General features: G+C 71.8%; 15 protein-coding genes and 1 pseudogene. 12 read left to right on the forward strand and 4 right to left on the reverse strand.

What is annotated here, in order from left to right:
• Positions 1-238 precede the first annotated feature (238 nt).
• Positions 239-1,204 carry a threonine dehydratase gene (locus AC2D9U_RS18525; RefSeq protein WP_484751691.1) on the forward strand — a complete coding sequence of 322 codons (966 nt, stop codon included), beginning with the start codon at positions 239-241 and terminating at the stop codon, positions 1,202-1,204.
• Positions 1,201-2,394: an amidohydrolase family protein gene (locus AC2D9U_RS18530; RefSeq protein WP_484751692.1), complete on the forward strand. Its 1,194-nt coding sequence runs from the start codon at positions 1,201-1,203 to the stop codon at positions 2,392-2,394. Before AC2D9U_RS18525 ends, AC2D9U_RS18530 begins: the two co-directional genes overlap by 4 nt.
• Before the next feature lie 4 nt (positions 2,395-2,398).
• On the opposite strand, the gene AC2D9U_RS18535 is transcribed toward AC2D9U_RS18530, so the two are convergent.
• Positions 2,399-3,742, reverse strand: coding sequence for a tetratricopeptide repeat protein (locus tag AC2D9U_RS18535; protein WP_484751693.1), 1,344 nt, complete (start codon positions 3,740-3,742; stop codon positions 2,399-2,401).
• A 130-nt stretch (positions 3,743-3,872) separates the two neighbouring features.
• Positions 3,873-5,000: a M20 family metallopeptidase gene (locus tag AC2D9U_RS18540; protein WP_484751694.1), complete on the reverse strand. Its 1,128-nt coding sequence runs from the start codon at positions 4,998-5,000 to the stop codon at positions 3,873-3,875.
• 158 nt (positions 5,001-5,158) lie between these two features.
• Here AC2D9U_RS18540 and AC2D9U_RS18545 point away from each other — a divergent pair, with 158 nt between their 5' ends.
• A complete protein-coding gene (locus tag AC2D9U_RS18545) occupies positions 5,159-5,752 on the forward strand; it encodes an LOG family protein (protein ID WP_484751695.1) in 594 nt (197 codons plus the stop codon).
• A complete protein-coding gene (locus AC2D9U_RS18550; protein ID WP_484751696.1) occupies positions 5,749-6,693 on the forward strand; it encodes a bifunctional riboflavin kinase/FAD synthetase in 945 nt (314 codons plus the stop codon). The genes AC2D9U_RS18545 and AC2D9U_RS18550 overlap by 4 nt, the downstream gene beginning before the upstream one ends.
• Positions 6,694-6,712: 19 nt before the next feature.
• Here AC2D9U_RS18550 and AC2D9U_RS18555 read toward each other — a convergent pair whose 3' ends face one another.
• Together AC2D9U_RS18555 and AC2D9U_RS18560 are read right to left on the reverse strand one after the other, a co-directional pair.
• The gene (locus AC2D9U_RS18555; RefSeq protein ID WP_484752090.1) at positions 6,713-6,862 is read right to left on the reverse strand and encodes a hypothetical protein; all 150 of its coding nucleotides are present in this window, start codon (positions 6,860-6,862) and stop codon (positions 6,713-6,715) included.
• A gap of 180 nt (positions 6,863-7,042) precedes the next feature.
• Positions 7,043-7,252: pseudogene (locus AC2D9U_RS18560) on the reverse strand (zinc-ribbon domain-containing protein); the annotation flags it as partial.
• Between AC2D9U_RS18560 and AC2D9U_RS18565 the strand changes: the two are divergent.
• From AC2D9U_RS18565 to AC2D9U_RS18600, 8 genes are all read left to right on the forward strand, one after another.
• The gene (locus tag AC2D9U_RS18565) at positions 7,251-8,000 is read left to right on the forward strand and encodes a cell division ATP-binding protein FtsE (protein ID WP_484751697.1); all 750 of its coding nucleotides are present in this window, start codon (positions 7,251-7,253) and stop codon (positions 7,998-8,000) included. The pseudogene AC2D9U_RS18560 and the gene AC2D9U_RS18565 sit on opposite strands and share 2 nt — an antisense overlap.
• Positions 7,990-8,859, forward strand: a complete 870-nt coding sequence (locus tag AC2D9U_RS18570; protein WP_484751698.1) for a cell division protein FtsX — start codon at positions 7,990-7,992, stop codon at positions 8,857-8,859. Before AC2D9U_RS18565 ends, AC2D9U_RS18570 begins: the two co-directional genes overlap by 11 nt.
• Before the next feature lie 43 nt (positions 8,860-8,902).
• Positions 8,903-9,625, forward strand: coding sequence for a lysophospholipid acyltransferase family protein (locus AC2D9U_RS18575; RefSeq protein ID WP_484751699.1), 723 nt, complete (start codon positions 8,903-8,905; stop codon positions 9,623-9,625).
• A gap of 455 nt (positions 9,626-10,080) precedes the next feature.
• Positions 10,081-11,070 (forward strand): DUF2125 domain-containing protein, encoded by a 990-nt coding sequence (locus AC2D9U_RS18580; protein WP_484751700.1) that lies wholly within the window; start codon positions 10,081-10,083, stop codon positions 11,068-11,070.
• A 53-nt stretch (positions 11,071-11,123) separates the two neighbouring features.
• A complete protein-coding gene (locus tag AC2D9U_RS18585) occupies positions 11,124-12,164 on the forward strand; it encodes a dipeptidase (RefSeq protein ID WP_484751701.1) in 1,041 nt (346 codons plus the stop codon).
• A gap of 13 nt (positions 12,165-12,177) precedes the next feature.
• On the forward strand, positions 12,178-13,464 hold the full coding sequence (locus tag AC2D9U_RS18590; RefSeq protein ID WP_484751702.1) for an NHLP bacteriocin system secretion protein: 1,287 nt from the start codon (positions 12,178-12,180) through the stop codon (positions 13,462-13,464).
• Complete coding sequence (locus tag AC2D9U_RS18595; protein ID WP_484751703.1) at positions 13,461-15,608, forward strand: NHLP family bacteriocin export ABC transporter peptidase/permease/ATPase subunit; 2,148 nt, start codon at positions 13,461-13,463, stop codon at positions 15,606-15,608. Before AC2D9U_RS18590 ends, AC2D9U_RS18595 begins: the two co-directional genes overlap by 4 nt.
• A 4-nt stretch (positions 15,609-15,612) precedes the next feature.
• Entirely contained in the window at positions 15,613-18,570 is a 2,958-nt protein-coding gene (locus tag AC2D9U_RS18600) for an ATP-binding cassette domain-containing protein (protein WP_484751704.1), read from the forward strand.
• The last annotated feature ends 247 nt before the right edge of the window (positions 18,571-18,817 follow it).

An 18,817-nucleotide genomic window follows, 5' to 3' on the forward strand; every position in this document is an offset into this window, starting at 1 on the left:
ATCTGCAAGGCGTGGGCAGACCAGCCCGACCGCTTCACACAAAATCCGCACCACCAAATGCCGGGACTAAACACCTAGAAATCATTAATTCTAGAGCAAGAAATGCGTTCAGCGTCGCGGCAGCGCCACGACCCATCTGAACGCATGTTGCTCTAGCGGCACCGCGCTCCCCCCTTTGCGCTTCGGGGGAGCGCCAGCCCGGTTTCGCGTCGCCGCGAAGGTGCGCTAGCCTCGCGGCATGTTCACCCTGACCGATCTCGAAGACGCGCTGGCCCTTGTGCACCGCGCCTTCCCGCCGACGCCGCAATTCGCCTGGCCACTCCTCGCCGCCCGTACCGGGGCGGAAGTCTGGGTCAAGCACGAGAACCATACGCCGACCGGCGCCTTCAAGGTGCGCGGCGGCCTGGTCTTCATGGAACGCCTGAAGCGCGAGGATCCCGCCTGCCGCGGCATCATCTCCGCCACGCGCGGCAATCACGGGCAGAGCCTTGCCTATGCCGGCGCGCGCCACGGCGTGCCGGTGACCATCGTCGTCCCCTTCGGCAACAGCCGCGAGAAGAACGCGGCGATGCGCGCCCAGGGGGCGGAACTCATCGAGCATGGCGTCGATTTCGACGCGGCGCGGGAGGAGGCGATGCGCCTCGCCCAGGCGCGCGGGCTGCGCTTCGCGCCCTCCTTCGCGCCGGATCTGGTGAAGGGCGTGGCCACCTATGCGTTGGAACTCTTTCGCCATGTGGCGTCCGTGGGACCGCCACTGGATGCGCTCTATGTCCCGATCGGCCTCGGCTCGGGCATCTGCGGCTGCATCATGGCGCGTGACCTGCTCGGGCTGAAGACCGAGATCATCGGCGTGCAGAGCACCAAGGCCGATGCCTATGCGCGCAGCCTCTCGGCCGGGCATGTGGTGACGACGCCGAGCGCCGATACGCGCGCGGACGGCATGGCGACGCGCATCCCCGATCCTGCCGCTTTCGCCCTGATCGCGCGTGGCGCGGCGCGCATCGTCACGGTGAGCGATGAGGAAGTCGCCGCCGCCATCCGCGCCTATTGGACCGACACGCACAATCTGGCGGAAGGCGCGGGCGCGGCCCCCCTGGCCGCGCTGCTGCAGGAAGCCGCGACGATGCGTGGCCGGCGCGTCGCCACCATCCTCTGCGGCGGCAACATCGATCTCGACCTCTTCCGCGATTGGGTGCTGGCATGAGCGCGACGCTGCTGCTGCAACAGGTCCGTCCGCTCGGCGGCGCGCCGGTGGATGTGCTGATCCGCGATGGCGCCATCGCCGCGATCGGCCCAGGCCTGGACGCCGCCGGCGCGATGGTGGAGCCGGGGGCGAACCGCCTGCTGCTGCCCGCCTTCGTCGAAGGCCACACGCATCTCGACAAATCGCTCTGGGGCATGGGCTGGTGGCGCAACGAGGTGGGCCCGCGCCTGATCGACCGCATCGAGACGGAGCGCGCCGAGCGTGGCCGCCTCGGCCTCGATCCGGCGCGCCAGGGCCTGCGGCTGGCGCGCGAATTCCTGCTGCGCGGCACCACGCGCATCCGCACCCATGCGGATGTCGATACCGAGATCGGCACCGCGCACAGCGACGCGCTGGTGGCGCTGCGCGAGAGGCTGCGCGGCACGATGGATCTGCAGGTCGTTGCCTTCCCGCAATCCGGCCTGCTGATCCGCCCCGGCACGCTCGAGCTGCTCGAACGGGCGCTGCGCAACGGCGCGGACATACTGGGCGGGCTCGATCCCTCGGGCATCGACCGCGATCCGGTCGGGCATCTCGATGCGATCTTCGGCCTCGCCACGAAGCACGGCGTGCCGCTCGACATCCATCTGCATGAACCGGGTGAGCTTGGCGCCTTCGCGCTCGACCTCATCATCGAGCGCACGCGCGCCCTGGGCCTGCAGGGCAGGGTGGTGGTCAGCCACGCCTTCTGCCTCGGCGAGGTGGCGCGCGCGCCCGCGCTCTGCGCCGCCCTTGCCGAGGCCGGCATCGGCATCGCCACCACCGCGCCCCCCTCGCGCCCCGTGCCGAGCGTGAAGATGGTGCGCGCGGCCGGCGGGCAGATCTTCGCGGGCAATGACGGCATCCGCGACACCTGGACCCCCTACAACATGCCCGACATGCTGCAGCGCGCGATGCTGGTGGGGCTGAAGAACGAGTTCCGGCGCGATGACGAGATCGATGTCGCCTTCGCGATGGTGACCGATGCGGCCGCCGCGGCCTGCGGCTTCGCGGATTACGGCCTCGCTGTCGGCGCGCGCGCCGATCTCGTGCTGCTGGAAGCCGAGACGGTGGCGGAGGCGGTGGTGGCCACCCCGCCGTCGCGCACCGTCATCGCCCGAGGCCGCGTGGTGGTGCGCGAGGGCGCCTTCGCCGAGTCCTTGCAGAAATAGCCGCTCAGAACGGCACCGCCAGCGCCGCCTCGGCGAAGCCGATGCGCCGCGCCGGCGGGACGGGATGGCGCCCGGCCACGCGCTCGAGCATCAGCCGCACATCGGCGCGCCGCTCCGCCTTCATCGCGGCGTCGAGGAAGAGCAGTTCCAGCACCTCCTGCTGCGCGTGGCTGCCGCCCAGCCGGTACATGCCGCCCAGCGCCGGGCGCATCGCCTGCACCGCCGCGTCGTAGTCGCCCAGCGCATGCAGCCGCACCGCGCGGCCCACGGGCAGCGCGGCCTCGCGCAGGATCGTCGCATGGTGGCCGGGCGCCTGCGCCGCTTCCTCGATCGTGCCCAGCATCCGCCCGGCCGCCTCATGCCGCCCCGCCGCCATCAGCGCCATGATCCAGTGCGGCAGCGTGAAGGCCGAGAGCGTGTCGCCGATGCGCTTCTCCGCCTTGTCCGCAAGCTCTCCCCAGCGATCGCCGGGATCGACGCCGCGCAGCTGCAGCCGGAACAGCATCGAGGCCGCGTTCTGCATGTCGATGTAGAGATCGGGCTGCGCCTGCGTCACCTTGGAGTCGAGGTTGCGGAAGCGCGTGTCGTAGAGCGCGAGCACGGCGTCGAACTCGCCGCGCTCGATGTGGAACATCGCCTGGTGCCACCAGATGTGGTGCATCAGGTTGTTGCCGCCGTCGAAGTGCCGTTCCTGCCCGGTGATCCAGGCGATGCCCTCGCCGCGCCTTCCCTGCATCTCCAGCACATGGGCGATGCCATGCGTGGCCCAGAGATCGCCGGGATCGAGCGCGACCGCCGCGCGGCCCGCATGCTCGGCCACCGTGTAGTTGCCGCATTCCTCATTGGCGAAGCAGCGGCAGGCGAGCACGCTGCCATAGCCGGGCAGGTCAGCCGACCAATGCGGCAGCACGGCTTCCGCGAGCGAAAGCATGCGCTCCGGCTGGCCCATCCAGAAGGCGGTGAAGTGGTGCAGGCGGAAGGCCAGCAGGTCCTGCGGCGCCTCGGCGACGATGCCTTCCCAGATGCCGAGCGCCTTGTCCGGATCGCCCGCGATCCAGCTGGCGAGTGCGGCCATGTGCGCCTGCTCCCGCGGCGTGGCGGGCAGGGCTCGCGCGCGCTCCAGCGAGGCCTGCGCCCGGCCGAGCAGCGCCCGGTCATAGGCCAGCATGGCGAAGCAGCCCGCCATCACCTGGCCGAGCGGCGCCTCGGGATCCGCGGTGAGGAAGGCCTTGAGGCGTTGCCCGGTATCGAAACGATACTTCAGGAAGCCTTCGATCGCGTGGTCATAGGCCGCCGCCGCGGCGGCGGAAGCCGTGGTGAGCGTCAGGCCCTGGGCGTCCTTCGGCATGGCGTGTTCCTTCCTGAAGGGCGTGGGTTAGAGTACGATCCGTCCCGTTGGACGGATCTCGTGCTCTATAACTGATTGTTTCTAGAGCAAGAAATCCGATCTGACTGATTCAGTCAGATCGGATATTGCTCTAGTCGATGCTCTCGAGCAGATCGCACAGCGTGGCGCAGCGCGGAGCCAGGTCCGGCCAGAGGATGTGCTCATGCGGCGCATGCGCCCCCGCACCGGTGCAGCCGAGCCCATCCAGCGTCGGCACGCCGAGCGCGGCGGTGAAATTGCCGTCAGAGCCGCCGCCGCGATGCTGCGTCGGCAAGGCATAGCCATGCGTGGCGGCGAAGCCCTTGGCCCGTTCGTAGAGATCGAGGATCGCCGGGGTCTCCGCGAAGGGCGGGCGGTTCATGCCGCCGGTGATGCGGATGGTGATGCCATCCGTGGTCCCGGCCAGGCCGAGGATCAGCGCTTCCAGCCGCTCGCCCTCCGCAATCGTCGGCACGCGCAGGTCGATCTCGCAGCCAGCCTCGGGCGGAATCACGTTCGGCCGCGTGCCGCCCCAGACCGGCGCGACATTGGTGGTGATGCCGGCGGGCAGGTCGGTCAGCGCGTGCACCTGCGTGATCAGTCGCGCGAGGGCCACCACCGCGCTGCGCCCTTCGCTCCAATTGCCGCCGGCATGGGCGGACACGCCCTGGATGGCGACCTCGAAGCGGCCCACGCCCTTGCGTGCCGTCACACAGGCGCCACCCGCCCCGGCGGGCTCGGGGATCAGCACCGCGCGCGCCCCCTGCGCCAGCCGCTCGATCGGCGCGCGGCTGGTCGGGCTGCCGACTTCCTCGTCGGGCGTCAGCAGCAGGGTGATCGGGCGCTTGGTGCGCGTGCCCTGGCGCAGGATCTCGCGCACGCTGTGGAAGGCCATGAAGGAGCCCGCCTTCATGTCGTAGATGCCCGGCCCGAAGGCCTTGGCACCCTCGATGCGGAAGGGCATGGGCCCGGCCAGCGTGCCGTGATCCCAGACCGTGTCGAGATGCCCGGCGATGACGATGGGCGCCCCATGGCCCGGCGTGCGGCAGACCAGCGTGTCGCCATAGCCATCCCGGCCCGGCAGGCGCTCGACCTGCCCACCCACCGCGGCCAGATCGGCCTGGCAGCGATCCATCAAGCCATTCACGGCCGCCGCGTCGGTGGTCGGCGTCTCATGCTCCACCCAGAGGCGCAACTCGTTCAGGAGACGTTCGGAAGAACCAAGTTCGGTCGTGGGCATGAGATGTTTCCCGTGGGTCGCGGCGTCGCGTGCGGAGGAGTTGTTCCAGTGTCCCGCCGCCTTGTCCATGCGTCGGCCAGATGAAGGCTTGCCCACCCTTTGTGGCACGGCTACGCCAGATCATCCGCCCGCCGATCATTCCTGGAGAGCCCTGCCGCATGCCCAAGCTGTCGCGCATCTGTGTCTTCTGTGGCTCGGCTGTCGGGGCGCGCCCCGCCTATGCCGAGGCGGCGCGCGAACTGGGCCGGGTCGTGGCCGCGCGGGGCATCGGCCTGGTCTATGGCGGCGGCGCGGTCGGGCTGATGGGCATCGCCGCCGATGCGGCGCTGCAGGCAGGGGCGGAGGTCATCGGCGTGATCCCGCACGGCCTGCTCAAGCGCGAGGTCGGCCATGGCGGCGGCGTCGAGATGCATGTCGTGGACACGATGCATGAGCGCAAGGCGATGATGGCCGAGCTCTCGGACGGCTTCATCGTGCTGCCCGGCGGCTACGGCACGCTGGAGGAGGCGGTGGAGGCCCTGACCTGGGCGCAGCTCGGCATCCAGGCGAAGGGCGTGGTGTTCCTCGATGTCGAGGGCTTCTGGAAGCCCTTCCTCGACACGCTGGACTTCATGGTGGCCGAGGGCTTCGTCCGCCCGCCGCAGCGCCCGCTCGCCATGCGCGCTGCCTCGGTCGAGGAGGCGCTCGAGAAACTCGCCGCCTATACGCCGCCCGAGGGCACGCAGGTCTGGCTGCGCCCGGAGCAGGCGTGACCACCCCCGCGATCATCCGGGACTGGCGCGGCATCGACCCGGCCCATCGGGGCGGCACCGTCGCGCTGGGCAACATGGACGGGGTGCATCTGGGCCATCTGGCAGTGCTGCGGGCGGCGCATGCGGCGCGCCCGGACCTGCCCCTGGCGGCGCTGACCTTCGAGCCGCATCCGCGCGAGCATTTCCGCCCCGATGACCCGCCCTTCCGCCTCTCTTTGCTGCCGGCCAAGGCCGAGGCGCTGGGCGCGGCCGGGGTGCGGATCGTCTATGCGCTGCCCTTCGACGCGGCGATGGCGTCCATGCCGGCGGAGGATTTCGTCGAGCAGGTCCTGCATCGGGGACTCGGCGTGCGCCACCTGGCCTGCGGGGCGGATTTCGCCTTCGGCCATCGCCGCGGCGGCACGGTCGCGCTGCTGGCGGCGGAGGCCGAGAAGCGCGGCATCGGCCTGACCATCGTCCCCCCGGTGGTGGACGATCAGGGCCCGATCTCCTCCTCGCGCATCCGCCGCGTGCTGCAGGATGGCTATCCGGAGCGCGCGGCCCGCAAGCTCGGCCGCCCCTGGGCGCTGCGGGGCGAGGTGTTCCACGGCGACCGGCTGGGCCGGGAACTCGGCTGGCCCACGGCCAATATCCTGCTCGGCCGGCAGCTTGAGCCGGCCCGGGGCGTCTATGCGGTGCGGGTGCGCCTCGCGGATGGGTCCGAGGTGCCGGGCGTGGCGAATGTCGGCCGCCGACCCACTTTGGGCGGCGACCCGGTGACGCGGCTGGAGGTGCACCTGTTCGACTGGCGCGGCGATCTCTACGGGCAGGAGATCAGCGTGAGCCTGCTGGCCTTCCTGCGCCCCGACGCGAAATTCGACAGCCTCGACGCGCTGAAGGCGGCGATCGCCGATGATGCCGCCGCGGCCCGCCGCTTTCTGCAGGCCACGCCCCCGGGCTGAGCTTCTCGCGTGCCAGCGCTCAGCCCAGCCCGAGCCACTGGAACAGGCGCGCGGAAGGTGGCCAGGCCTGGGCGAGCGCGGCGTGATGCCTCACCAGAAGCGTGCCGCCCAGGGCCAGCACACAGATAGTTGCCGCCCAGCCGAGCAGCGCGGGCCGATCCGGGGCCACCGCTGGCGGGGCCTGGTGGGGCTTCGGCGGGGTTGTGGACGCAGGCTCGCCCTGGCGGGGCGCGGACAGCGGGGGGACCTCGGCAGGCGCCACTACGCCTGGCGGGGGGAGCGGCGCGGGCGCCGGGGCGCGTTCCGGGGTTGGGACCGGGGCTGGGACCGGGGCCGGTGCATGGAAGGTGTGATGGCATTTCGCGCATTGCATCAGCCGCGGCCCCGCCTTCAGCAGGTGGTCCGGCACCTCATAGGCGGCATCGCAGCTGGGGCATTGCACGAGCATCCAGCGCACATAGGGCGGCACTCGCCATGGCGTCCAGCCTTCATGCGGGTGCGCGCCCGGTTGCGGCGGTGCGGTGGCGCCCGCGCCTGACGCATGGCATGAACGACCCATGGTCAGGTTCGAGGCAGTCGGTCTGCGCTACGGGGCGAGTCCGGGCGCGGCGCTTCGCAGCGCGGCGGTGGCGCCCGAGGCGCTGATCGACGTCACCTTCTCGCTGCCGGCCGGATCCTTCACCTGGCTGCTGGGCGAATCAGGGGCCGGGAAATCCTCGGTCCTGCGCCTGATCCACCTCGCGCTTCGCCCCAGCCGCGGCGAGGTGGAGGTGATGGGCCTGCGCACCAGCCGCGCGAGCCGGGAGGCGATGGCCGCCTCGCGGCGGCGCATCGGGGTGGTGTTCCAGGATTTCCGCCTGCTGCCCTATCTCTCGGCCTTCGACAACGTCGCCCTGCCGCTGCGCCTCGCGGGCCGGCCCGAGGCGGCGTTGCGCGCCGATGTGACCGAGATCATGCGCTGGGTCGGGCTGAAGGACCGTGCGGCCGCCCTGCCGGCGGAGCTCTCGGGCGGGGAGCAGCAGCGCGTGGCGATCGCGCGCGCGGTGGTGCACCGCCCGGCCATCCTCGTCGCGGATGAACCGACCGGGAACCTCGATTCCCGCCAGGCGCGCCGGCTGCTCGCCCTGCTCTCCGAAATGAACCGGCTGGGCACCACGGTGGTGGTGGCCACCCATGACGAGGATCTGGTGGCGCGCTTTCCCGCCCCGCGCCTGCTGCTGCAGCACGGCCGGCTCTACGATCCGGACGGCGCCCGCGATGTCGATGGCCGGACCAGCTTGCCGCCAGAGGTCGATGATGCGGAGTGAACGCCGGCGCATGTCGCGCGACCCGCTGGGGCTGCGCCGCGCCCTCTCGGGCCTGCTGCTGCCCGGCCTGGTCGGCGCCATGGCGCTGCTGGCGGCGTTGGTCGTCTCCGGCGCCGAGAGCGCGGCCGCGCTGGCCCAGCGCTGGCAGCAGGGCGCGCTGAGCGCGATCACCGTCCAGATCCCCGCCGCCGATCCGGCCGCGCTGGAGCGGGCGGTGGCGGCGCTGCGCGCGACGCCGGAGGTCGCGCAGGCGCGCATCGTCGATGGCGCGCGGCTGGCCAGCCTGCTCCAGCCCTGGCTGGGCGAGGGCTCCGTCATCCCCCTGCCCGGCCTGATCGAGGTCGAGCTGCGCGAGACCCGGCGCGATCCGGACCTTCTCGCCGCCCGGCTGGCGGCCGCGGTGCCCGGCGCCGCCATCGAGTTCCATGGCGTCTGGGTGCAGCGGCTCGCGACCCTCGCACGCAGCCTGCAGGCGCTGGCCTGGGCCGTGCTGACGCTGGTCGCGGGCGTCGCCATCGCCGTCATCGCGGTCGCGACCCGGGCGGGCATCGCGGCGCGGCGCGATGCCATCGAGGTCCTGCACGGGCTCGGGGCGCGCGATGGCGACATCGCGGGCCGCTTCGCCCGGCGGCTCGGCACCCTGGCGGCGCTCGGCGCCAGCTTCGGGGTGGCCGCGGCCCTGCCCGCCCTCGCCCTGCTGTCGGACATCGCCAGCCCCTGGCTCGGCATGGCGGAGGAACGGGGCGGGCTGACCCGCCTGCCCTGGCCCATCCTGCTGGCCCTGCCAGCCATTGCATTCGTGATCGGATGGGGTACTGCGCAGGCCACCGTCCGGCGTTGGCTGCGCCGCTTCCCCTGATGCGGGGCGACGGCTTGCCGGAACCCCAGGAGCGCCCCGCTTGTTGATCTGGATTCGATCCGCCCTCTTCAACGCGCTGTTCTTCCTGCTCACCGCGCTGCTGGGGCTGCTGGCGATGCCGCTGCAATTGATGTCGCGGCGCCACACCATCGCGATGGTGCGCTTCTGGGCGCGCGCCGTCGTATGGCTGCTGAGCGTTCTCTGCGCGGTGCGGGTCGAGGTCCGCGGCCTGGGCAACCTGCCGGCGGGCAGTTGCGTGATCGCCGCGAAGCATCAATCCGCCTTCGACACCATCATCTGGCTCGCCCTGCTGCCCGATGCCGCCTATGTCCTGAAGAAGGAATTGCTGCGGATTCCGCTCTATGGCTGGCATGTGCGGCGCCTGGACATGCTGCCGATCGACCGTTCGGGGGGCGGTGCCGCCTTGCGCGGCCTGCTGCGCGCCGCCGCGGAGGTGCTGCGCAATGGGCGGCAGATCGTGATTTTCCCAGAAGGCACGCGCACCGCGCCCGGCGAGCGCGTGCCTTACCAGCCCGGCATCGTGGCCATCGCCGCGGCGACCACGGCGCCTGTCATTCCCGTCGCCACCGACAGCGGGCGAGTCTGGGGGCGGCGCACCTTCCGCAAGTGGCCGGGCGTGATCCGCCTGTCCATCCTGCCGGCCGTCGAGGTCTCGCGCGCCCGGGCCTCCCTGCTCCCGGTCCTCGAGGACCTCATCGAGGGTGAGACGGCCCGCCTCCTGGCGGAGCCCCGCAACCCGCACTAGGACCTGTGGACACTTGGGCTGCGGGCGCATCCGCCGGTGCTTTTCCGTGCTGGGCGCGTTGGCCATGCTCGCCGATGGATAGCCATCGGCTCCGCTGTCCGCCTTCCCAGCCCGAAAAATCCCTCGCCGGCTGCATCCCGGCCCCAACTGTCCACAGACCCTAGAGCAATATGCGTTCTTCTGGAATCATTTGGACGCGTTTCTTGCTCTAGATTCAATGATTTCCAGAGTACGATCTGCGTTCATCAGAACGCAGCGTGCTCTAGCCCGGCGGCCCGACGGCGCAATTCCGGCTGCACGGGCCTGCCGCGAGGGTGTATGCAGGCCGCAACGACGCAAGTCATGCCCCAGAGGTGGCGAGAAAAGAGTTGAGGCTGTCTCGAACACGCATTGTTCTGATCGCGACGGTCACGCTCGTGATCCTGGGGGGCATCCAGGCGCTGCTTTGGCGATTCATGGCGCAACAGGTCGAGCAGGGCTTCATGGCCTGGGTCCAGCAGCGGCGCGCCCAGGGCTGGCTCGTCAGCCACGCCCCACCGAGCCGAGGCGGCTGGCCCTTCACGGTGCAACTCGGCGTGCGCTCGCTCTCGCTGGAAGGCGGGGCGCTGACGATCCCGCGCGGGATCGCCGTTGATTTCGACCTGCTGACCTTCAGCACGGCGCTGCCCTGGATCGACACGCTGCGGATCGACTTCCAGGGCACCCACAGGGCGCGCATCGGCGGCGGGCAATGGACCATCGCCGCCGAGAGCATGGCGATGGACCTGCCCCTGGCCACTGGTGTCCTGCCGCGTGAGGCCCGGCTGAACGCGCTTGGCCTGCGTATCGGCGGTGCGGAGGGCGATATCGCGATCGGGCGGCTCGCGGTCGGTCTGGCGGCCTCCTCCACGGCCACCGAGGCCGAGGCGGCGATGCACCTGGCCGTCGAGGCGGCCGACATCCTGCTTGCCCCCGGCATGGCGGGCAGCGCGGATGGCCGCTTCGGTCGGGATATCGCGGCGCTCTCCCTGGACCTTGCACTGACCGGCCCGGTTCCGCCCGCGGGGCTGGCCCGAAGCCGCGCCGAAGCCTGGCGCGACAGCGGCGGCACCCTCGAAATGCGCGCCATCGGCCTGCGCTGGGGGCCGGTGACGGCGGCAGCCGCCGCGACCCTGGCGCTCGATGAGGACCTCCAGCCGATGGGCGCGGGCACCCTGCGCGTCGCCGGCGCGTCCGAGGCCCTGGGCGCGCTGGCCGAGGCCGGGTTGATCGGGCGACGTGCCTCGAACACGGCACGCGCCATGCTGCCGCTGCTCGGCCCGGCCACGGCGCCGGGGGGCGGACCGGCCGATGTCGAGGTGCCGCTGACGATCGAGGCGCGCACGCTGGCCATCGCCCGGATCCCCGTCCTGCGCCTGCAGCCGCTGCAATGGACGGCGCTGCCCTCCATCCTATCCGCCGATTGACGCGGTGCCTCGATACGCCGGAGAATCCGAACCCTGGGCCCAGAGAGCAGCTGATGACCGAAACACCGGACTTGCCGAGCCACGCGGACGAGCTGCACGGCGCCACCCTGGTGCTCGATACGCATGTGGACATTCCCTGGCCCGACCCGGCGGATCCCGCGACCGTAACGAAACGGCAGGTGGACTTCCCGAAGATGCGGGCGGGCGGCATGGGGGCCGCCATCTTCATCGCCTATGTGCCGCAGGGCCCGCGCACGCCGGAGGGGCACCTCGCCGCGGGGCAGCGGGCGGAGGCGATGCTGCGCTCGATCGCCACCACGGCCGAGGGCGGGCCCGATCGCGGGCGCTTCTGCCGCTCGGCCGCCGAACTCGCGGCCGCGCACGCGGCCGGATCGCTCGCGGTCCTCAGCGCGGTCGAGAACGGCTACGCCATGGGCCACGACCTCTCGCGTCTGGCCGCCTGGCGGCGCCTGGGGGCGGTCTATGTCACGCTGACCCATGACGGCCATAACGAGATCGCGGATTCTGCCCGGCCGCGCGCCGATCTGGGCGATGCGCCGGCGCTGCATGGCGGGCTCTCCGCGCTCGGGCGCGCGGTGGTGCTCGAGATGAACCGCTTGGGCCTGCTGATCGATGTCTCGCATGTCGCCAAGCCCGGCATGCTGCAGGCCGCGGCGCTCTCGCGCGCGCCGATCGTGGCGACCCATGCCTGCTGCCGCGCGCTGTGCGACCATCCGCGCAACCTCGATGACGAGCAGCTGGACGCGCTGCGCGATGGCGCGGGGCTGGTCCAGATCACCGCCGTGCCGGCCTTCCTGCGGCCCGCCAAGCCCGGCACCCGGTCCCGGGCGACGGTCAAGGATTACGTCGATCACGTGGACTACGCCGTCGCGCGGATCGGCATCGAGCATGTCGGGCTCTCCTCGGATTTCGATGGTGGCGGGGGGCTCGAGGATTGGGATTCCGCTGCCGCCACCGGCGCCGTGACCGCGGAACTGGTGCGCCGGGGCTATTCGCGCGGCGAGATCCGCCTGCTGTGGAGCGGCAACTTCCTGCGGTTGCTGCGCGCGGCGGAATGTGTGGCGCGCGGATGAGCGGACAGACGGCATGACGGAGGCGACCCCCGACCTCTTCCGGTCCCGCGCGGTGAGCGAGGCGGCGGCACCCGACCGCTATGACGAGCCGCTGCGCGTCATGCGCTCCTGGGCCTGGATCGCCGGCGCGGCGCTGGTGGCGCTGGCCGTCATCCTGCTGGTGTGGTCGGCGCTGGTCGATGTGCCGGTGAAGGTGCGCGGGCGAGGGATCCTGCTGCCGCCCGGCGGCATCAGCGACATCGTCTCCGACACCGATGGCCGGATCGAGACGCTGATGGTCCGCCCGGGCGACCGCGTGGCGATGTCACAGACCGTCGCGCTGGTCGACCAGTCGGAGGTGCGCCTGCAGCTCGCGCTGGCCGAGGGCCAGGCCGAGGATGCGCGCCGGCAATTCGACTCCCTCGTCGCCTTCCACCGGCGCGAGGAGGCCGCCGCCGATGCCTTCCGCGTGGCGCGCGACGCGGCCCTGGCGCAGAACCTGGTGCTGCTGCAGGAACGCCTGGCGATGATGCAGCAGCGCGAGGAAGTGCTGCGCACCCTGGCGCAGCAGAACCTCGTGAACCGCGACCGCTTCCTGTTCTCGCGCGTCGAGGTCTTCCAGGTGCATGAGCAGATCGCCGCCGCGCGCAACGAACGCGGGCAGCTCGTGCTCGACCAGGCGCTGAAGCGCACGCAGCGCGAGCGCGAGACGCTGGAGGCCGAGCGCCGGGCCGACGAGACCTCGCGCCAGGTGACGGCGCTGCGCGAGCGGCTGTCGCGGCTCGGCGCCATCAACGCCCCCTTCGCGGGCCGGGTGGTCGAGGTGAAGGTGAATGACGGCCAGGTCGTGCAGCGCGGCGTGCCGATCCTGGCCATCGAGCGCGAGCCGGAGAGCGGCCCCGCCGGGCCGGTCGCGGTCATCTACGTCACGGCGCAGGACGGCAAGCGCCTGGCCGAGGGCATGGCGGTGGAGATCTCGCCCTCCTCCACGCGGCGGGAGGAGCATGGCGTCATCCTCGGGCGGATCGAGCGCGTGGCGGATGTGCCGGCCTCCTCCGCCGGCCTGTTGCGGACGCTGCAGAACGACCAGCTCGTGCGCGGCTTCACCGCCGATGGCGCGACGCTGTTCGAGGTGCAGGTGCGGCTCGAGGCCGACCCCTCCACCCGCAGCGGCCTGCGCTGGACCACCGGAAGGGGGCCGGATTTCCTGATCGAGACGGGCACCCTGGCCGATGCCGAGGTCACGCTGCGCTCCGTGCGGCTGCTCGGCATGGCCTTCCCCGCCCTGCGCCGGAGCCTGACGCGGGACGCCGAGCCGTGACGCAGGCCCGCCGCGTCCGCACGCCGACGCTGCTGCAGATGGAGGCGGTGGAATGCGGGGCGGTCGCGCTCGGCATCGTGCTGGCGCATTACGGCCGCTGGGTGCCGCTGGAGGAGTTGCGCGCGCGCTGCGGCGTCTCACGCGATGGCAGCCGCGCCAGCCATGTCGCCGCCGCCGCGGCGCAGTACGGGCTGAAGGTGCAGGCCTTCCGCATGGAGCCGGGCAACCTGCGGGACGCGCCCAAGCCGCTGATCGGCCATTGGGGCATGAACCATTTCGTCGTCATCGACGAGGTGACCGACAGCCACGCCTACATCAACGACCCCGCCACGGGCCCCCGGCGCATCACGATCGAGGAGCTGGACCGGCTGTTCACCGGCGTGGCCATCCAGTTCGAGCCGGGCGAGGAGTTCCGCCGCGGCGGCACGCCCCCGCTCGCCATCAACGGCATCAAGGCGCGCATCCGCGCCAACGCCCCGGCCTTCGCCTTCATCGTCGTGCTGAGCCTGCTGCTGATCCTGCCCTCGCTGCTCGTGGCCGCCTTCTCGCAGATCTTCGTGGACGACATCCTGATCGCGCGCTTCGACGACTGGCTGGAGGCCCTGCTCTGGGCCATGGTCGCGACCGCGGGCGTGATGGGCATTCTCACCTGGCTGCAGCTCGACACGCTGCTGCGGCTCGAGACGCGGCTCTCCGCCATGGGCTCGGCGCAGTTCCTCGAACACCTGATGAAGCTGCCGATCGCCTTCTTCGCGCAGCGCCATCCGGGCGACATCGGCGCGCGCGTCATCCTGAACGACCGCATCGCGCGCCTCGTCTCCGGCGATGTCGGGCGCGGGCTGCTCGGGCTGGTGACGGCCGCGGCCTATGTGCTTGCCATGCTGCTCTACGACTGGCTGCTGACCACGGTGGTGGTCGTGGCGGCCGCGCTCAACCTGCTGGCCCTCGCCGTTCTCAGCCGATCGCTGCGCGACGACAACCAGCGCCTGATGGCCCGCACCATGCGCGCCGAGGGCCTGGCCAAGCAGGGCCTGCAGATGATCGAGACCTACCGCTCCTCCGGCACCGAGCATCTGCTGCTGGCGCAGCTGGCGGGCCAGCGCGCGGCGATGGCGAACATCACCCAGCGCCTGGCGCTGCGCCGCGCGATGCTCGACGGCATGCCGGCCTTCATCGCCATCGCCGCGGGCGCGGCGCTGCTCGCGCTGGGCGGCGCGCGCATCATGTCGGGCGAGATGACGATCGGCCAGCTCGTGGCCTTCCAGGCGCTGTCGATGGGCTTCATGGCGCCCGTCGCGCAGCTGATGAGCGTGGCGACGCAGATGCAGGATGCGCGCGCCAACCTCATGCTGCTGGAGGACACGCTCAACAACCAGCCGGCGCCGGAATTCGACGACCAGGCGCCGCATGCGCTCTCGGCGCGCTTCGCCGGGCGGGTCGAGCTGCGCGCGGTCAGCTTCGGGCACAGCCGGCTCGAGCCGCCGCTGCTGGATGGCGTCTCGCTGACCATCGAGCCCGGGCAGCGCCTGGGCGTGGTCGGCGGGTCGGGCTCCGGCAAATCCACCCTCGCGCTGCTGGTCGCCGGCCTCTACCGGCCCTGGTCGGGGACGATCCTGATCGACGGCAAGCCGCTCGAAGCGCTGCCGCGCGACGTGCTGCGCCGCGAGATCGCCGTGGTGGACCAGCAGGGCTTCCTCTTCGACGGGACCGTGCGCGACAACCTCTCGATGTGGGACACGACCCTGGCCGATGAGCGGCTGGTGGAGTGCGCCCGCACCGCCAACATCCATGCCGACATCCTGACCCGCCGCGGCGGCTATGCGGCGGCGGTGTCGGAGGAAGGGCGCAACTGGTCCGGCGGCCAGCGCAGCCGGATCGAGCTGGCGCGCGCGCTGGTCAACGACCCGGCCATCCTCATCCTCGATGAGGCGACGGCCGCGCTCGACAACCGCGCCGAAGCCACGCTGATGCGCAACCTGCGCCGGCGCGGCTGCACGATGCTGATCGTCGCGCATCGCCTGTCCCTCGTGCGGGATTGCGACCTCATCATCGTGATGGAGAAGGGCCGCATCGTGCAGCAGGGGCGGCCGGACGACCTGGCGGCCATGCCGGGTCCGTTCCGCACCATGCTGGTCGCGGGGTGAGGCCATGGCCACCGACCTGACCGTGCCCGACCCCGATCCCGAGGCGGCCGCGCGCCAGAGCGCGCCGGAGCCCGTCATCCTGCGCCTGCCCGCCCATGCGCCCCTCGCACTCGACGATCCGCAGGGCAGGTGGCTCGTGCTGACCGGCGAGGTCACGCTCTTCGCCCTGCAGCCGGGCGCCGCAGCGGGGGCCGAGGCACCGCGCCTCTATGTGGCGACGCTGCTGGCGGGCAGCCTGCTGTGCGGCGTGGGCCGCAGCGAGTTCGGCCTGCGCCTGATCGCCGTGGGCACGGCGGAAACCACGCTCCAGCCGCTGGATACCGAGGCCTTCCTGGCGCAGGAGAACGGGCCGCCGCGGCTCTGCGCGGGCATCCTGGCCTGGAGCCGGGCCCTGGCCGAGGGCGTGGCCCGCGCCCTGGCGCCGCGCCCGGTCGCGGACATCGCCATCACCCGGGCCGGCGGCGCCCTGCAGGCCCTGCCGCGCACGGTCGCGGTCTCGCGCGGCGAGCCGGTCTGGGTGCGGCTCGGCGAAGGCCCCTGGCTGCTCTTCGGGCTGGAGGTGATCCAGGGCTTCGTGCCGCTGCCCGCCGAGGCCTGGCTGGTCGGCGCCGGCCCGGTGCAGCCTGTGGGCGCGCTGGAGGCCCTGGCCGAGCCGGATTGGGCCGCCGGGCTCGCCGCCTTCAACGACTCCCTGCTGTCCGTCCTGCCCTCCGCCATCGCGCTGGAGGCGGCGGAGGAGCTGAACCGTGTGCGCCTGCGCCAGGCGCGCGACGAGGAGGCCGAGCGCATCGCGCTCGCCGGCTTCGCCAGCATCCTGGGCAACCGCACCGAGATCCTCGAGGCGGATGATTCCGAACCCTCGGTCACGGTGTTCCGCATCGCCGCGAACCATCTGGGCGTGCGCGCGAAGCGGCCCGTGCGGGTGCGGCGGGCCGATGTGGATGTGGCCTCGAGCAACCAGGAGCTGGCACGCGCCTCGGGCCTGCGGCTGCGCCCCGTGCAGCTGCCCGCGGATTGGTGGCAATCCGATTTCGGCGTGCTGCTCGGCGAACATGCCGATGGCGACCCGATCGCGCTGGTGCCGCAGGCGCGCGGCTACCGGATGCATCGCGCGAACGCGCCGCAGGGCGTGCGCGTCGGCGCGGCGGAGGCGGCGGCGATCAACCCCGCCGCCCATACGCTGCTGCGCCCCCTGCCGCGCAAGGCGCTCGACATCATGGAGCTGCTGAGTGTCGGCATGAATCGCGCCAGCGGGGATGTGGTGCTGCTCAGCCTCGCCATGCTGGTCGGCGCGCTGCTGGGCCAGGCGGTGCCGATGGCGACGGGCGTTGCCTTCTCCTTCCTGATCCCCGGGGGCCATCTCTCGGAACTGGCGCAGCTCAGCCTCGCGCTGGTGCTGGTGGCGGGTGTGGCCTGGGTGGTGAAGATCGCCTCCGAGATCGCGCGCCAGCGCATCGAGGCGCGCGCGGGGCCGGCGCTGCATGCGGCGATCTGGGACCGCGTGCTGCGGCTGCCGCTGGCGCAATTCGCGCGCCAGACGGTGGGCGAGACATCGGCGCGCGCCACGGCCGCGATCACCTTCGCCGCCCAGATCCGCGCCTTCGCCTTCGTGCTGGCCTCGGGGCTCGCCATCGTCTTCTCCTCGGCGCTGGTGATGGTGCTGTCGCAACCCACCGCCGCGCTGATCGCGCTCGGCCTGCTCGCGCTGCAATTGCTGATCGCGAACTATGCCGGCTGGCTGCAGGCGCGCGCCTTCGCGAGCGGCGAGGCGCTGTCCGGCCTGGCGGACGCCATGGTGTTCCAGATCGTCGCGGGCATCGTGAAGCTGCGCCTGACCGGCGCGGAGGCGCGCGCGCGCCGCGTCTGGAGCACGCGCTTCGCGGAGATGCGCCGGCGCATGACATCGGCGCGGCGCATCGGCAATGGCTATGACGCCTTCGCCGCCGCCTTCACGGTGGTCTCGACCGCCGCGGCCTTCCTCATCATCGCGCTGCTGCAGGTGCGTGAGCCGGGCCAGCCGGCGCCGAGCCTCGCCACCGTGATGAGCTTCATCGCGGCCTATGGCCTGATGGCCGCCGCCGGCACGCAGATCGCGAAGGTGGCCTTCTCGCTGTGGTTCCTGCTGCCGACGCGCAAATTCATCGACCCGCTGCTGGAAGCCCTGCCGGAATCCGATTCGGGGCGCGTCGATCCCGGGCGCCTGGCCGGCACCATCGAGATCACCAACGTCACCTTCCGCTACCCCGGCGCGGACCAGCCGGTCTTCGCGGGCCTGACCGTGCGGATCGAGCCCGGGGAGTTCGTGGCCATCGTCGGGCGCTCGGGCGTGGGGAAATCGACCCTGGTACGCCTGCTGCTGGGCCTCGAGGATCCGCTGTCGGGCGCGATCTATGTCGATGGGCAGGACATCCGCGGGCTGGATACCTATGCGCTGCGCAGCCAGGTGGCGACCGTGCTGCAGGCCTGCCGCGTGCCGCCGGGCAGCATCCGCGACGCGGTGCGTGGCCTGTCCATGGCAAGCGACGAGGAGATCTGGCAGGCGCTGCAACGCGCCTCCCTCGCCGCCGATGTCCGCGCCATGCCCATGGCGCTCGAGACGATGCTGACGGATGCCTCGCGCGTGCTCTCCGGCGGGCAGGTGCAACGCCTGCTGCTGGCGCGCGCGATGCTCCAGCGCCCCGCGATCCTCATCATGGATGAGGCGACGAGCGCGCTGGACAACCTGACCCAGGCGGCCACGATGCGCGCGGTGCGGCGCATGCCCTGCACGCGCATCGTCGTGGCGCATCGGCTTTCCACCATCCGCCGGGCGGACCGCATCATCGTGCTCGATGCCGGACGGGTCGTGGAAAGCGGCACCTTCGCGCAGCTCATCGAGCGCAAGGCCGGCGCCTTCGCGCGCCAATATGCCGAGGAAGCGCGCTGGGAAGCGGCCTCGCGCGCCAGCGGGAACGCGTCCTGATCGGTTCCGGGATCAGATCCCGATGATCTGATCCCGAGCGACCGAGGGTTTCGCCTTCGTGCCGCCAGGACACCGGGGCGGGCTGCCTGCCTGCCGAGGGGCTCACGCGAACCCCGTGCTGGCCTCCCTGGCACCAAAATTCCCAAATACCAGGCGCAGGAAGGTCCGACCTGCGGCCCGAAGGGCCGAGCGCACGAAGGCGCGCCGCGGCTTATGCGTCATGCGCGGAGCATGCCTTCGGCATGAC

The organism is Roseomonas sp. TF40, from assembly GCF_057219975.1.

Coding starts and splice junctions, on each gene's coding strand:
- AC2D9U_RS18535 (WP_484751693.1), bottom strand. CDS start 3,742: ATGCCGAAGGACGCCCAGGGCCTGACGCTCACCACGGCTTCCGCCGCC.
- AC2D9U_RS18525 (WP_484751691.1), top strand. CDS start 239: ATGTTCACCCTGACCGATCTCGAAGACGCGCTGGCCCTTGTGCACCGC.
- AC2D9U_RS18570 (WP_484751698.1), top strand. CDS start 7,990: ATGCGGAGTGAACGCCGGCGCATGTCGCGCGACCCGCTGGGGCTGCGC.
- AC2D9U_RS18530 (WP_484751692.1), top strand. CDS start 1,201: ATGAGCGCGACGCTGCTGCTGCAACAGGTCCGTCCGCTCGGCGGCGCG.
- AC2D9U_RS18540 (WP_484751694.1), bottom strand. CDS start 5,000: ATGCCCACGACCGAACTTGGTTCTTCCGAACGTCTCCTGAACGAGTTG.
- AC2D9U_RS18545 (WP_484751695.1), top strand. CDS start 5,159: ATGCCCAAGCTGTCGCGCATCTGTGTCTTCTGTGGCTCGGCTGTCGGG.
- AC2D9U_RS18600 (WP_484751704.1), top strand. CDS start 15,613: ATGGCCACCGACCTGACCGTGCCCGACCCCGATCCCGAGGCGGCCGCG.
- AC2D9U_RS18585 (WP_484751701.1), top strand. CDS start 11,124: ATGACCGAAACACCGGACTTGCCGAGCCACGCGGACGAGCTGCACGGC.
- AC2D9U_RS18565 (WP_484751697.1), top strand. CDS start 7,251: ATGGTCAGGTTCGAGGCAGTCGGTCTGCGCTACGGGGCGAGTCCGGGC.
- AC2D9U_RS18590 (WP_484751702.1), top strand. CDS start 12,178: ATGACGGAGGCGACCCCCGACCTCTTCCGGTCCCGCGCGGTGAGCGAG.
- AC2D9U_RS18580 (WP_484751700.1), top strand. CDS start 10,081: ATGGCGCAACAGGTCGAGCAGGGCTTCATGGCCTGGGTCCAGCAGCGG.